The organism is Streptomyces sp. HSS9-12, assembly GCF_054963655.1.
On the sequence record NZ_JBUEGC010000034.1, the window covers coordinates 37,525 to 49,656 of the forward strand.

15 protein-coding genes and 1 CRISPR repeat array (1 of these 16 only partly in view) are annotated in these 12,132 nt (G+C 68.6%); of the genes, 4 read left to right on the top strand and 11 right to left on the bottom strand.

Annotated features, from left to right (window positions below; translation table 11 throughout):
* Positions 1-7: 7 nt before the first annotated feature.
* The 10 genes from ssb to ACY34J_RS19005 all read right to left on the bottom strand — a co-directional run bounded on the left by ssb (position 8) and on the right by ACY34J_RS19005 (position 7,428).
* Complete coding sequence (ssb, locus tag ACY34J_RS18960; protein WP_462727656.1) at positions 8-457, bottom strand: single-stranded DNA-binding protein; 450 nt, start codon at positions 455-457, stop codon at positions 8-10.
* A 12-nt stretch (positions 458-469) separates the two neighbouring features.
* Entirely contained in the window at positions 470-616 is a 147-nt protein-coding gene (locus ACY34J_RS18965; protein ID WP_462727657.1) for a hypothetical protein, read from the bottom strand.
* 14 nt (positions 617-630) lie between these two features.
* Positions 631-1,110 (bottom strand): hypothetical protein, encoded by a 480-nt coding sequence (locus ACY34J_RS18970; RefSeq protein ID WP_462727658.1) that lies wholly within the window; start codon positions 1,108-1,110, stop codon positions 631-633.
* A 21-nt stretch (positions 1,111-1,131) separates the two neighbouring features.
* Entirely contained in the window at positions 1,132-1,320 is a 189-nt protein-coding gene (locus ACY34J_RS18975; protein WP_462727687.1) for a hypothetical protein, read from the bottom strand.
* Positions 1,321-1,559: 239 nt separating this feature from the next.
* Complete coding sequence (locus ACY34J_RS18980) at positions 1,560-3,677, bottom strand: hypothetical protein (RefSeq protein WP_462727659.1); 2,118 nt, start codon at positions 3,675-3,677, stop codon at positions 1,560-1,562.
* Between the two features lie 2 nt (positions 3,678-3,679).
* A complete protein-coding gene (locus tag ACY34J_RS18985) occupies positions 3,680-5,302 on the bottom strand; it encodes a hypothetical protein (protein WP_462727660.1) in 1,623 nt (540 codons plus the stop codon).
* Positions 5,303-5,382: 80 nt separating this feature from the next.
* Positions 5,383-5,706, bottom strand: a complete 324-nt coding sequence (locus ACY34J_RS18990) for an RRQRL motif-containing zinc-binding protein (protein WP_462727688.1) — start codon at positions 5,704-5,706, stop codon at positions 5,383-5,385.
* A gap of 2 nt (positions 5,707-5,708) precedes the next feature.
* A complete protein-coding gene (locus tag ACY34J_RS18995) occupies positions 5,709-6,836 on the bottom strand; it encodes a hypothetical protein (RefSeq protein WP_462727661.1) in 1,128 nt (375 codons plus the stop codon).
* Positions 6,833-7,168, bottom strand: coding sequence for a hypothetical protein (locus ACY34J_RS19000; protein WP_462727662.1), 336 nt, complete (start codon positions 7,166-7,168; stop codon positions 6,833-6,835). Before ACY34J_RS19000 ends, ACY34J_RS18995 begins: the two co-directional genes overlap by 4 nt.
* A complete protein-coding gene (locus ACY34J_RS19005) occupies positions 7,165-7,428 on the bottom strand; it encodes a DUF6284 family protein (protein WP_462727663.1) in 264 nt (87 codons plus the stop codon). Before ACY34J_RS19005 ends, ACY34J_RS19000 begins: the two co-directional genes overlap by 4 nt.
* Positions 7,429-7,917: 489 nt before the next feature.
* On the opposite strand from ACY34J_RS19005, the gene ACY34J_RS19010 reads away from it, so the two are divergent.
* From ACY34J_RS19010 to ACY34J_RS19025, 4 genes are all read left to right on the top strand, one after another.
* A complete protein-coding gene (locus ACY34J_RS19010; protein WP_462727664.1) occupies positions 7,918-8,268 on the top strand; it encodes a winged helix-turn-helix domain-containing protein in 351 nt (116 codons plus the stop codon).
* 239 nt (positions 8,269-8,507) lie between these two features.
* Positions 8,508-9,518, top strand: coding sequence for a P-loop nucleotide/nucleoside kinase family protein (locus ACY34J_RS19015; RefSeq protein ID WP_462727665.1), 1,011 nt, complete (start codon positions 8,508-8,510; stop codon positions 9,516-9,518).
* A 137-nt stretch (positions 9,519-9,655) separates the two neighbouring features.
* Complete coding sequence (locus tag ACY34J_RS19020) at positions 9,656-10,102, top strand: guanylate kinase (RefSeq protein WP_462727666.1); 447 nt, start codon at positions 9,656-9,658, stop codon at positions 10,100-10,102.
* A complete protein-coding gene (locus ACY34J_RS19025) occupies positions 10,099-10,941 on the top strand; it encodes a DUF1932 domain-containing protein (RefSeq protein ID WP_462727667.1) in 843 nt (280 codons plus the stop codon). The genes ACY34J_RS19020 and ACY34J_RS19025 overlap by 4 nt, the downstream gene beginning before the upstream one ends.
* Here ACY34J_RS19025 and ACY34J_RS19030 read toward each other — a convergent pair.
* Positions 10,917-11,600: an HAD family hydrolase gene (locus tag ACY34J_RS19030; RefSeq protein WP_462727668.1), complete on the bottom strand. Its 684-nt coding sequence runs from the start codon at positions 11,598-11,600 to the stop codon at positions 10,917-10,919. The two genes, ACY34J_RS19025 and ACY34J_RS19030, sit on opposite strands and share 25 nt — an antisense overlap.
* A gap of 94 nt (positions 11,601-11,694) precedes the next feature.
* A CRISPR array of direct repeats spans positions 11,695-12,132; the repeat unit is 37 nt; unit sequence GTTGCGATCCTCGACCGCCCCGGAGGACGGTCGCCAC; it runs 845 nt beyond the window's last position.

Genomic DNA, 12,132 nt, shown 5'->3' on the forward strand with positions numbered 1-12,132 from the left:
GGTGCATCTAGAACGGCGGCTCAGCTCCGGACTGCGCCTCTGCCGGGGTGCCAGTCGCAGCCCACGGGTCGCTGGAGGCCTCGGGCGCGGAGCGCTTGGCGTTGATGGCGACGGTGGTGAAGCGCAGGCTGGCGCCGATGTCGTCGACCTCGATGGCGAGCATGGAGCGGTTCTCGCCCTGCTCGGTCTGCCAGTTGTGCTGCCGGATCCGGCCGGACAGGACCACCCGCGAGCCCTTGGTCAGGGAGTCGGTGATGTGTTCGGCCAGGGAGCGCCAGGCGGCGCAGCGGAAGAACGTGGAGGTGCCGTCCTTCCACTGGCCGGACTCGCGGTCGAAGGTGCGGGGGGTGGAGGCGACGGTGAACTTCGCGAGGGCCTGGCCGGAGTCGGTGAACTTCAGCTCGGGGTCGGCAGTCAGGTTGCCGATGACGGTGATCGGGGTTTCTCCGAAGGACATGTGGGGTTCTCCTTACTGGGCGTTGGTGGTGTGGGGTTCGAGGTCTTCGCCGGTGATGGCTTCGGTGACCATGGCCACCACGTCGCGGGCGGCGGGCGGGGTGACGGCGCCGGTGGACGAGCCGCCGGCCCCGCAGAACAAATCGGTTAAGGTCAGCATCAAGCTGGTCCCTTTCAGCGGTTGTTGATGGTTCCGTTGGCACGGCCGAAGAGGCCGGTCGCGGTGATGTTCTGGGTGATCTGAGTGGGAGCCGTCGGCTGCTGGCCGAGGCGGTTGCGGGCGGCCCGCATGAGGGCCGGTGCGGCGATGGCGCCGGCGGCGACGAAGGCAGCGGCGGCCCACAGGGCGTGGCTCATGGCGATCAGTCCAGGGGCTGCGTAGGAGAGTCCGATGCCCCCGGCGGCGATCCCGCCGCCGACGGTGGGAGCGAGCAGGGCGGTGGTCTTGGCCCAGGTCGGGATCGGTTGCGAGCCCGGCTGAGGCGGTGCGGCCAGGGCCGGGTGCTGGGTGTAGGCGAGGGTGCGTACTCCGTTGGGCAGGGTGACGATCTCGACGCCGGGCGGAATCTCGTGGGCGCGCAGCGGCGGCTGGAGATGGGCGGGGGCCTGACGGGCCGGTGCGGTGGTGATCGGGTAGACGGGCTCGGGGTGCACGGTGTCTCCTCCAACCGCCGGTCAAGTGGTGAGCTGGGTGAGGACGTCGGCCATGGCCTGGCACACGGCGTTGATGGGCTGGTAGGCGCCGGTTCCGGCGACGAAGAAGCCGAAGAGGAACAGCACGATCGCGCTGCCGCCTCCGAGATACCGGCCGCGGAGCAGGGCGAGGGCGAGGGCGCCGAAGAGGACGGCGGCGGAGATGGTCATGGCCACGAGTGCTCTCCTGTCGTCATGGCTGGGGATGCGCGGGACCCCCGCTCGGCAGTCGCCTTGGGCGGGGGTCCGGCTTGTCGTCTTGCTTGTCGCCTGACTTGTCGTCTGACTTGTCGTGCGGCTTGTCGCTTGTCTTGTCTTGTCGCTTGTCGCCTCGCAGGTCACAGACGGTTTTCTGCGCCCGCACAACCGTGCGCGGGTCCGTTTCGGGCGAGGGCGACAAGCGGTGGCTGTCAGTCCTCGGGCGGCGTCTGGGGGGCGTGCTGGCGGTGGACGTAGCGGGCCTTGGTGCCGGTGCCGATCCGTACCGCGGTGCCATCCTCGGCCCACGCCCTGAGCCAGCCGACAACGGTCTGACGAGTCGTTCCGTACTCGTCGGCCAGTCCCCGGGCTATGGCCGATGCTCCGGTGCCCTGAGGCCCGGCGGCGAGCAGCAGCGCCAACGCAGCCCGTTGGGCAGGGCTGTCCTGCTCGCCCCGCAAGGCGGACAGGTTCAGCCCCTGCGGGGCGTCCGCACCCTCGCTGTCCTCGTCCCCGTGAGGGGCAGGGGCGGTGGCGAACTGGGCGTCGATCTGTTCCCTGAAGGCCCGCGCAAGCGCGTCCTCTTCCGATTCCGGCTGTTCGGTGCGCATTGCGGATAGGTTCAGTCCCGGCGCACTGCTCACGGCGGACTGTGCCGGTTCGCTGCCATCGGGGCCGTCGACCGTGGTGGTGTCGTGCATCCATGCGATCCGGGAGGCGTCCCAGCGGCGGACGTAGGCGGACCCGGCCGCCTTGACCGACACATCGTCCAGTACGGGGTGCCGGTCGGAGGTGGCGGCGATGATGTCCCGGATCTGATTCGGCAGGATCCGCCACGCCTTGAACAGCCCGGCCGGCGACTCGGGGGTGCCCATGAACCCCGCCCCCTTGTACGGGGCTTGCTCCACGCGCAGACCCCGTGTGCCCGGGAACATCTTGGACAGGTCCATGCCCTCGGTCTCACCACCGGTCAACGCGACGCGGACCTTGGCTTCCCGACGGATCATCAGGTTGCCCAGCACTGAGCCGGTAGCTCCAAGAGCGGTGAGAACGGTGCGCACGCCCATGGCGCGGGCGATGCGGATGACCTCGAGAATCTTTTCGGCGAGCTTGCGCATGCTGCGGTCAGTGCTGGTCAGGATCTCCGCTCCCTCGTCGATGACCAGCATGATCTGCGGAATCCTGGGACTGACTGGCAGCAGGTCCGTGTTGGCCTTGGACAGCAGGTCTTGGTAGGCCATCTTGCGCTGCTTCGCCACCTTCACCGCCGTATTCAGCATCAGCATCGCCTCGTCGTGGGAGGCAGCGAGCCAGTCGATGCCGGGTCGCACGGGCTTGCCGTCCTCGCGCTGCACCTGGCCGGTCAGGGCGGGCAGCACCCAGGGGAGGCCGGCGGATCCGGCGTTGAGGTCGATGACCCACGTGAGCATGTCTTCGGCTCGGGCGAACCCAGCGAGGATCGTGTGGACCATGTTGGTCTTGCCGGAGCCGGTGGGGCCGACCACGAGCGCGCACTGCTCGCGCAGGTAGGCGCGGATCTCTTCAGCGTTGGTCCGGAACCCCCAGGGGATGCCGGAGTAGACCGACAGGGGGCCGTAGTCGTCGGGGTAGGTGACATCCTCGGCGAGGACGTTGACGGTGGTCACGTCGATGATGACGCGGCCCTGGTGGATGCCGGGTGAGGCGGTGGCGGTGCAGCCGTGCGGCAGCCGGGCATCCGCCGACAGCCGCGCGGACTCCTTGGCGATCCGGTCGTAGGTCGCTCCGCCCGGGGGGAGTTCGGCGTCGATGGAGAACCCGGCGCCGGTCACCCACTGCTCCACGGCCAGCACGCGGACGGTGATCCCGCACACCCGCTGAATCCGGTCCACCCATTCCGCGGCGACCGCCCTGCGCTCGGCAGAGAGCTCCGCGGCGACCTGCCGCTCGGCAGCGGCGATGGCCTCCTCTTCGCGGGCCTCTTCGTACAGGGCGGTCGAGCGGGCGGCAGCCCCGATCCCCACGCCGATGGTGGCGAGCGACCCGAGGGCGGCCCAGGTGAGGGGGCCATGGGTGATGGCCCAGGTGGTCCATCCGGCCCCCACGAGCCAGGAGGCGGCGCGTGCGGCCAGGGTCCGGCCGGCATTGCGGACCCGGAGGCCGGCGATGGTGTGCCCGAGAGCTCCGGCGGCACCGACAGCGAGCGCCCATCCTGGGGGCATGCCGGTGGCGGCGCCGGTGGTAGCGACGGCGAAGGCTCCGGTGGTGGCGGACAGGGCGCCGGTCACGGGTCCGTGACCGGCCGCCCAGTCCAGCACCGGGCCACTGTGCTCGGTGGCGATGCTGCTCATCGTTAGACGTTCCAGCCCTTCTCGGCCTCTGGGCCGTTGCGGGGGTCTTCGTGACGGGCGATGTCCTGGGCGTGGATCTGCCGGAACAGCGGGCCCATGTCCTCAGCGACCGCGACCGCGCTCATCAGCGCGCCGAAGATGTCGTTGAATGCGCCCGCGACTTCCTTCTCCAGCGGGAATTCGGAGTCGGAGCGCTCGGCGAGGATCTTCATCACGTTCGCCACCGAGGTCAGGGCGGCGGGCAGGCCCTCGACCATGGCGAGGATCTCCATGCAGCCGTCAGGGTCGTAGGAGTTGGCCGCGGTCTCCATCTCGGCTGCGGCCTCTTCGAAGCGGAATCCAGACACGTGCTCTCCCGTACTGCTCGCGGGTGTAGGGGTGGTGGGGACATGGGCGGCGGGCCGCTCGACCCGATCGCCGATCCCGCCGCCTGCGTCCTGCTCGGCCTCGGCATCGGCCGCGGCCTCCTGCTCTTGCTGCTGGTCCCGGATGTCGGTGTCTCGGGCGGCTCGCTGCTCGGCCGCGATACCGACCAGCCGCCGGTACAGGCGCCGTCCGGGGTGCATCAGCCACCGAATGCCGAACTTCCGGCCCAGAGGCGTGGTGATCAGCCCGAGCAGTCCGAGCGGCACGGCGAGCAGGGTGGCCAGCAGGCGGCGTCCGTGGAAGCGGGCCGCGGAACGGCGCAGTGCCTGCCGGGCCGCCTTACGGGCCGGGGCCTTGCGCACCGCCGACCGCAGGGCGGCCACCGTGCCGCGGGTCTTCTCATCCCGCGCCGCACGGGCCTTGCCCACAGCCGCATCCCGAGCGGCACGGGCCCTTTGCACGGCCTTGCCGAGCAACCGGCCCGTCCGTTCCTTGCCGGAGAGCTGGGCCCCGGCACGCGTCGGGCGACTGTGGGTGCGGTGGGCATCGGCGACCGCGCGACGGGCCGAGGTCGTCTGCGCCCGCCGGGCCGCACGCGACGGCGCTGCGGACTGCTGAGCAGCCCGCAGCGCCTTCACCTGCCCGATCCGCCCCGCCGCACGACCGGCACCAGCGGCGGGCTTGCCCAGGGGAATGGCCCTGTTGGCGGACGCTCCGGAGGTGTGCGGAGACGCGGTGCGGCGGGTCTTGCCGCCCAGTCCGCCTCCCTTGGCCTTGCCAGTGCGAGCCGTCGAGCCGCGGCCCGACTGGCCAGGAACACGCCCAGCGCGGCTGCTGCCCCGCCCTGCGGCCGGTGCAGCGGCCCGGCTGCCGCTCCGGCCGCTCGTGGATGGCTTGGTGCGCCTGGGAGTCGATGCAGCGGCGACCCGTCCTGCGGTGCGTGCTGCAGCGCGGCGAGCCTGCCGGCGGGGGTTGGGATGGCGGCTGCGGGTGGCTACGGCCGTGCCGAGGACTATCGCCCCGGTGGCGGCCACAGCAGCGGCGACGGGGCCGCCGGCCAGGGCAGCCGTGGCGACCATGCCCACGGTCGTGTTCACGCCGGACAGGGCCAGCGGCACCACCGGCCAGCCACCGGGCGTGTGCCCCTTCTCGATAGCGACCGACATCGAGGCCGCGGGGGTCTGGGGTGCGGGTGCTGTCTCGGGCGGTGCTTCGGGGGCAGCTTCGACGGCTACCGGTTCGGTACTGACGTCGGTCATGCTGAACGCACTCCTTGGGAGTGGGAGGCCCGGCCGGATGCTGTGGAAGGTGACCGGCCGGGCTTGCTGGACAGAAAGGGTCAGGCGGCGCGCTGTTCTTCGCCGTAGGCGCAGGCCCCACACATGCCGCGCAACGTGGGAATGACGTATCCGGCGTCGCGTCGGCAGACGGGGCAGGTGCGGCGGGCGGCGTTCGCCAATGCCGCCCGCCGGGCCGGGGTCATGGGCCGGACGGGCTTGGCGTGGTCGATGCGGTACAGATACGCGACCAGCGGCCCGCGCCGACGGCGGGGCCGCTGGAGCTCTGCGGAGATGTCCTGTCCGCCGGGGCGCAGGTTCATGGCGCGGAGTTGTCGGCGTGTGGCCAGCCCGTCCGGTGCCAGACGCCACCGGTAGACCGGCAGCGTCACGGCATGTTCTCTTCCTGGGACAGCAGCGTGCCCCAAGCTGTGCGCACCCGCTTTTCACCGCCGACGTATCCGGCCTCGCGGAAGGCGGCGGCGGCTTGGCGGTAGGACATGGGCGGGTCGACCGAGTAGCGCAGGTACCGCAGCACGACGATGAGCTGTGTGTCCGTCAGCGTCCTACCGGTCACCGGTGTCTCGACACCGGCGACGGCGGCCACCTCATCGAGCGTCACAGCCCCCTCCGCCGGCAGCCGCACCGCATCCTCGTTGGTCTCCGTCGGGGCCGGTTCGCCGTCCGGCGTCACAGGCGCCAAAGCATCGGCCGTCACGGGCGTCACGGACTCCGTCACGCCCGTCTCCTCGTCGGGCGTGACCTGCGTGTCTACGGGGGTCACGGGGGGCGTCACACCCTGCCCTGCCTCGACTGCGGTGGCGGGCAGTTCCGGCGTGGCCGCAGCCTCGATAGCGGGGTCCGTGACGGGCAGAGCAAACATGCCCGACAGCGCCGCGTCGGCGCCCGCCGTCATCCGTTCCCGCTGCACTTCGATGAGATGCGACCCGAGTTCGGCGTCTCCCGTGCCGACGCGCTTGGCGAGCTTCCACGACTTCAGCTCCGACGCCTTGCGGGCATCCTGGTCGGGGTGGTTCGCCGCGCGGGCACGGTGGTAGGCGAGTTGCTGCATGACGTCGGCGTTCCGGCGCTGGGCTTCTGCGTCCACGCCGGTGCGGTAGACGACGATCCGCCGGGCCAGCAGGCCCATACCTTCCGCAGACACGCACATAGCCATCGGGGTGACAGCAAAGACGACCGCTTCCGTGGTGGACTTCGCGACTGCGGCTCCGGTCAGGGACGCGACCGCGGGAAGCGTCCACAGCCCGATCCGCACGGCTGCCGGTGAGGACTGCCCCAGCATGGTCAGGCCCACCAGGACCAGCGCCAGCACCAGCGTCGCGCCCTCCCCCGCGGCCACCACGCCCAGTGCCGTGGCCGAGCGGTGGAAGACGCTAGTGATGTTGCTGTAGGTGCCCCACGCGCCCAGCGCGCCGAACGCGACCATGGGCACCGCGGCGGCGCCCAAGACGAGTTCTTGGCCTCTGCTCAGGGACCGCTCGAAGGTGCCGTTCATCGCGCCTCCCTCCCTGCGGCCGGAACCGGGTCGGGGATGTCGCCGTAGCCGATTAGCTCCAGCGCGGCGCCTGCGTAGGTGGTGGTCGTGCGCAGGACGCGCGTACGGCCGTCGCTCTGCTCGTGATAGGTCACCGAGCCAGGGGCGATGCCCAGGGCGTCACGCCACGCCTCGAACTCGGACAGGGCGTCGTAGAACGACAGCTCCAGCTGGTTCGGGTAGACGGTCGACACCCGTGCGCACGGCGCGGGCAGGTGCCCGAAGTCCGTGGCCAGCAGGCGCAGCGCGCGCAGCGGTGCGTCCAGGTCATCGAGCGTCAGCGTGTCGCTCATGCCCCCACCTCCGTCATTGCGGAGGTCTGGTTGGTCAGCTCACGCCGTGCGGCCAGCACCCGGCGGCGGGCCCGCCGCAGACGGCGCGCGTCCAGCTCAGACGGCGTGCGGTCCAGCAGGCTGATGTGCACGTCCAGCAACTCGACCTCGGCGAGGATGGCCGGCATCTCGTGGTCGATCGCGTCCAGCTCCGCGGCCGACGGCTCGCAGTCGTACAAGGCGGCGGTAACAACCGCCTGAAGTGCAGCGATGTGCTTCATGGGTCGTGTTCTCCTTCGCTCAGGAACGGCCCAAACAGCGGCCCCGGTGTTGCCTCACCGGGGCCGCGCGCCGTTAGAACCAGGGATCTCCGGCTCCCCTCAGCCCCGCCCGTACGATCGCGAGGGCCGGACGGGCGGAGGAGGCAACCGGTCGCAGCTGCAGAGCGCGAGGTTGAGATTCGCGCGGGCTTTATCCCCGCACTGGCCGCCTTATCGGAGGAGGCGGCGGGCCTCATCACGCTGTTGAGTTGTCAACGATCAGCCGCTTCCTTCGGGCCCGTTTCGCGGGTCCTCCGGGCGTAAAGCGCAGGTCAGGCAGGCAGGCAAAGCTCTGTTCAAGAGCTTTGGGGGCTCATCGACTCTGCCTCAGAGTGCACTATGAGGCAGAGAGCGTCAAGTCTTATGGAGTCGGGCGTGCGAGTGGGACTGGCCTCGACCTCTAGCGCTTGGGCACTATGGGGCAGAGGCGCAGATAGGCATGGGGTGCAGATGATCGAGTGGTCCGGTAAGCCCGCTTACCAACAGCTGGCAGACAGGCTCCGTCAGCAGATCGCAGACGGAGCGTTCTCCGAGGCTGGGCGGCTGCCGTCGCTCGGGAAGCTCCAGGAGGACTACAGCGTCTCCGTCACCGTGGCTCGGGAGGCCATCCGGCAACTGAAGGCGGAGGGCCTCGTTGTCAGCCACCAGGGCAAAGCCGCGTTCCTGGCCCCGGACGCTCCGACCCTTGCGAGTCGAGGCGGTGCATCGGTCGACGTTGTTACGCTCCGCGAGGAGGTCGCGGCGCTGCGACGCGAAGTCGGGGAACTTCGGAATCGCGTGAAGAAGCTGGAAGCAAGCTGACCTGACAAGGCCAGGACCCGTGGTTGGATCTGAACCTCGGGAGCTGCTGCGATACATGGGCACCTCCTTAACCGGACGTGCAGTCAGTTCACCGCAGAAGCAAGGAACTTGGTATCACGAACCGTTATCCAATCAAGTAGGCTGCATGTTAAACGTCGGCTTACACATCCACTATCACGGTTTTTCGCAGGCGCATCAGGCCGCTACATTCGCGGCGAGTAGCCATGTAGGAGGGGCAGATGGTTCGGCAGCACCCGGACTGGAATCCGGAACTTCTCCGCAAGCACCGAGAGAATCACGGCCTCACCCTTGAAGAAACCGGCGAGCGACTGCGGGAAATATCCGTGCGGCATGGATTCAACATTGCCGCGAACTTCCAGACGATCTGGCAGCACGAGAAGGGGAGTGTTTTCCCTGGACCGCACTACCGTAGGGCTTACTGCCTTCTCTACCGCCGCAACGAGGCAGAGCTGGGCTTCCGCCGAGCCTTGCCCGGAGAGGAGGCCAAAGTGCAACCCTCGGCCGATGTACTGGATCGCACCCTCCTTGATCAAACTCAGGCAGTCAGGGAAGCTCTGGGCATTATTCGCGAGGGCACCGGCGATGTGGACAGCGAGGCGTTCCGCGAGCGGGTCTTTGACGCGTGGCGTCGCCGGACGTCGGGTGGCGCAACCGGGGCGCCCTTCGTCGTGCTGGTTGGAGGCTTCGCAGGCTCTGGCAAGTCTGAGCTCGCTAAGTTCCTCGGCAGTCTCACAGGATGGCCAGTCCTGGATAAGGACTCGTTGACCCGCCCCCTTGTGGATCAGCTTCTGATCTCGCTGGGCGGGGAGGCGAACGACCGGAGTTCTGAGCTGTACCGCGAGAGGGTGCGGCCGCTGGAATACCGGTGTCTCATGGAAGCGGCTTGGGACAATGTGGAATGCGGAATCTCGACAATTCTCGACGCTCCGTTCGTCTCGGAGTTTTCGCAGGTTGAATGGATGCAGCGCTTCCAGAATCGATGCCGCTCGAAGCGTGTTTCCGTAGCGACGATATGGGTTGAATGCGACCCTGAGTCGATGCGGGAGTACATCGAATTCCGCGGGGCGGCCCGGGATGCGTGGAAGATGGAGGCGTGGGACGAGTACCTGGCTACGATGGACCTGGAGATGCGGCCGCAGGGGCCGCATTTTGTCGTGAACAATCGCCTCGGTGCGGCAGTGGCAGTCGCCGATCAGGCCCGAGACGTGCTGAGCGGGGGGACCCTGTGAAGGCTTCAGGCGTCATCCTCTATGGTCCCCCGGGGGCTGGAAAGGACACCGTAACCGCGGAGTTGGCTAATCTCCGCCCGGGGTTTGCACTCTTCGAGCGGCTGAAGGCAGGGCCTGGTCGAACCACCGGGTACCGAATGACCACGCTTGAGCACATCGAAGAACTATCGTGTGCGGGAGCGTTGCTCTACCGGAACGCGCGGTATGACGCGGAGTATGCCATTGACCGCCGCGGCGTCTCCGAGCTGGTCGAGGCCGGTCGCATCCCAGTTCTCCACATGGGCCAGGTTGTAGGGGTAAGCGCAGTGGCTGCGTTCCCTATTCACTGGGTCAAGGTGCTGCTCTGGTGTCCTCAGGAGGTTACGGAGCAGCGGTGTAAGGGACGGGGCGACAAGGACGTGGAGGCACGACTCAAGGTCTGGGCTGAGACGCGCCAAGACCTCTTGGATCACGTTGACGAACCATGGTCACTCGTCGTTGAGACCCATCGGCTCAGTTCGGCAGAGACAGCCCAGAGGATCGCGGAGTCCGTCACATTCGGAGCGGACGCAGCGGCCCGTGACATTCGGGCGCTGGTCGGATGACGACCGTCGGAATCTTGCACCCCGGCAGCATGGGGGCGGCGGTGGGAGCCCAGGCGAGGATGCGCGGAGTCGAGGTTCTCTGGTGCCCACAGGGGCGTAGCTCTGCCAGCAAGGACAGAGCCGTGCGGGCTGGGCTTTCCCCGGTCGATAGCGTCGGGGAGATGGCCGAGCAGTGCGACGTCATCCTCAGTATCTGTCCGCCGGCCGTGGCCGAGGACATCGCAGCGGAGGTGGCTCGCCACTCCTTTGCAGGGGTTTACGTCGAGGCGAACGCCGTCTCACCCGCCACCGTTACGCGCATCAACGCGATCATGAGTTCAACGGAGAACGTCGTCGACGGCGCTGTCATCGGCTCCCCTCCGTCAGAGACGAAGTCCACGCGGCTGTACCTGTCCGGGCCGCGGGAGGCGGTCACCCTGGTGGCCGGCCTTTTCAGAGGGACGGCGGTTCAGGCTCACTCGCTGGCCGGCGGGCTCGGGCGGGCATCGGCCCTGAAGCTCTCGTACAGCAGCTATCAGAAAGCCAGCCGTGTCCTCGCCGCTGTGTCGTACGCCCTCGCGCGCGACTACGGAGTGGAGGAGGAACTGTTGCACATCGCGAAGGGCCGCACGTCCAGCTACCTCGTAGAGACGGACTACTTTCCCAAGGTGGCTGCTCGCGCGTGGCGCTGGGCACCCGAGATGCGCGAGGTGGCGAGCGCGCTCTCAGAGACCGCTCTGCCGAACGAGTTGGCGGAGGCAGCAGCCCGGGTCATGGAACGTTGGGAGGACGCGAAGGACCGTCCGATGGAGCTATGCGAGGCGCTGCAACGTCTTCACTCCGAGGCGGAGGAAGACTGAACTCCCTCTCCTGCACTCCACTTCAGCAGTGAGTCAATCGCGTCTGCAGCATCCTCCGCCATGTGGTCGGGGCTGCACTTCTCAACTGACCACTTACGGCCATCGGCAACCCAGATAGTCCGGAGCCCAGCCCCTCGACCCCCGGCTACATCAGTGATCGGGCCGTCGCCCACCATCCATCCGCCGTCGGCGATGTCTCGGCCGCATCGATGTGCAGCCAGCTCGAAAATCCGAGCATCCGGCTTCCGGGCCCCCGCTTCCTCGGAGATGCAGACGGCAGCGACGACGTCTGCGAGGCCAGTGCGGTCCAGCTTCGCGCGCTGGATCTCTTCGGCGCCATTTGTCACGATCGCGAGCGTCCAGCCCGTAGCCCGCATCCGACTGAGCCCTTCCAGCACCCCCGGCTGGCAGGCTGCCCTGTCGGCCATACCTGAGACGTACGACTGCCACAGGTCGCAAGCAGCGTCGGCCAGTCCCAGCTCCTCCCGGAGGCGTACGAAGTCTTCCGGGTAAGCGCGGGCGGCGAGAGCGCTGACGATCCGCTCCTTGGTGGCTCCACTGAGCCCTCGCCAGGCAGTGAAGTCATCCGCCCAATCCATTAGGGCCGAGTGGCGGTCGATAAGCGTGTTGTCCAGGTCGAAGAAGGCCAGACGTTGCACGATGCGCGACTGTAGCTGATGTGTCCGAGCTGTCCGACCGCCCGGAAGACGGTCGCCACGCGTGCAGCCGGTCGGAGACCTCGTCGGGGAAATCATTGCGATCCTCGACCGCCCCGGAGGACGGTCGCCACTTCCATTTCCCAGGGGCGGACATGCAGCAGGTGCGCGTTGCGATCCTCGACCGCCCCGGAGGACGGTCGCCACGTCGGGTACCAGCGATGACGTGCCGATCATGGCGTCGTTGCGATCCTCGACCGCCCCGGAGGACGGTCGCCACCCCCACACGGCGGGCGGCACGGGCGGCACGTCGTGGAAGTTGCGATCCTCGACCGCCCCGGAGGACGGTCGCCACGGTGGCGCCGCCGGGGGCGACGATGCGGATCCCGTGGTTGCGATCCTCGACCGCCCCGGAGGACGGTCGCCACACGCCTACGGCCCAAGGGCCGAACAACTGAGTTCGTGTTGCGATCCTCGACCGCCCCGGAGGACGGTCGCCACCTCGGTAGCGCTGGTGCGGATCTGCTGTACGACT

Bases quoted from the DNA above. Each gene is read 5' to 3' on its own strand.
- ACY34J_RS18965 (WP_462727657.1), bottom strand. From the start codon at position 616: ATGCTGACCTTAACCGATTTGTTCTGCGGGGCCGGCGGCTCGTCCACC.
- ACY34J_RS18995 (WP_462727661.1), bottom strand. From the start codon at position 6,836: ATGAACGGCACCTTCGAGCGGTCCCTGAGCAGAGGCCAAGAACTCGTC.
- ACY34J_RS19020 (WP_462727666.1), top strand. From the start codon at position 9,656: ATGACCACGCTTGAGCACATCGAAGAACTATCGTGTGCGGGAGCGTTG.
- ACY34J_RS18985 (WP_462727660.1), bottom strand. From the start codon at position 5,302: ATGACCGACGTCAGTACCGAACCGGTAGCCGTCGAAGCTGCCCCCGAA.
- ACY34J_RS19015 (WP_462727665.1), top strand. From the start codon at position 8,508: ATGGTTCGGCAGCACCCGGACTGGAATCCGGAACTTCTCCGCAAGCAC.
- ACY34J_RS19010 (WP_462727664.1), top strand. From the start codon at position 7,918: ATGATCGAGTGGTCCGGTAAGCCCGCTTACCAACAGCTGGCAGACAGG.
- ACY34J_RS19005 (WP_462727663.1), bottom strand. From the start codon at position 7,428: ATGAAGCACATCGCTGCACTTCAGGCGGTTGTTACCGCCGCCTTGTAC.
- ssb (WP_462727656.1), bottom strand. From the start codon at position 457: ATGTCCTTCGGAGAAACCCCGATCACCGTCATCGGCAACCTGACTGCC.
- ACY34J_RS19025 (WP_462727667.1), top strand. From the start codon at position 10,099: ATGACGACCGTCGGAATCTTGCACCCCGGCAGCATGGGGGCGGCGGTG.
- ACY34J_RS18980 (WP_462727659.1), bottom strand. From the start codon at position 3,677: ATGAGCAGCATCGCCACCGAGCACAGTGGCCCGGTGCTGGACTGGGCG.
- ACY34J_RS19000 (WP_462727662.1), bottom strand. From the start codon at position 7,168: ATGAGCGACACGCTGACGCTCGATGACCTGGACGCACCGCTGCGCGCG.
- ACY34J_RS18975 (WP_462727687.1), bottom strand. From the start codon at position 1,320: ATGACCATCTCCGCCGCCGTCCTCTTCGGCGCCCTCGCCCTCGCCCTG.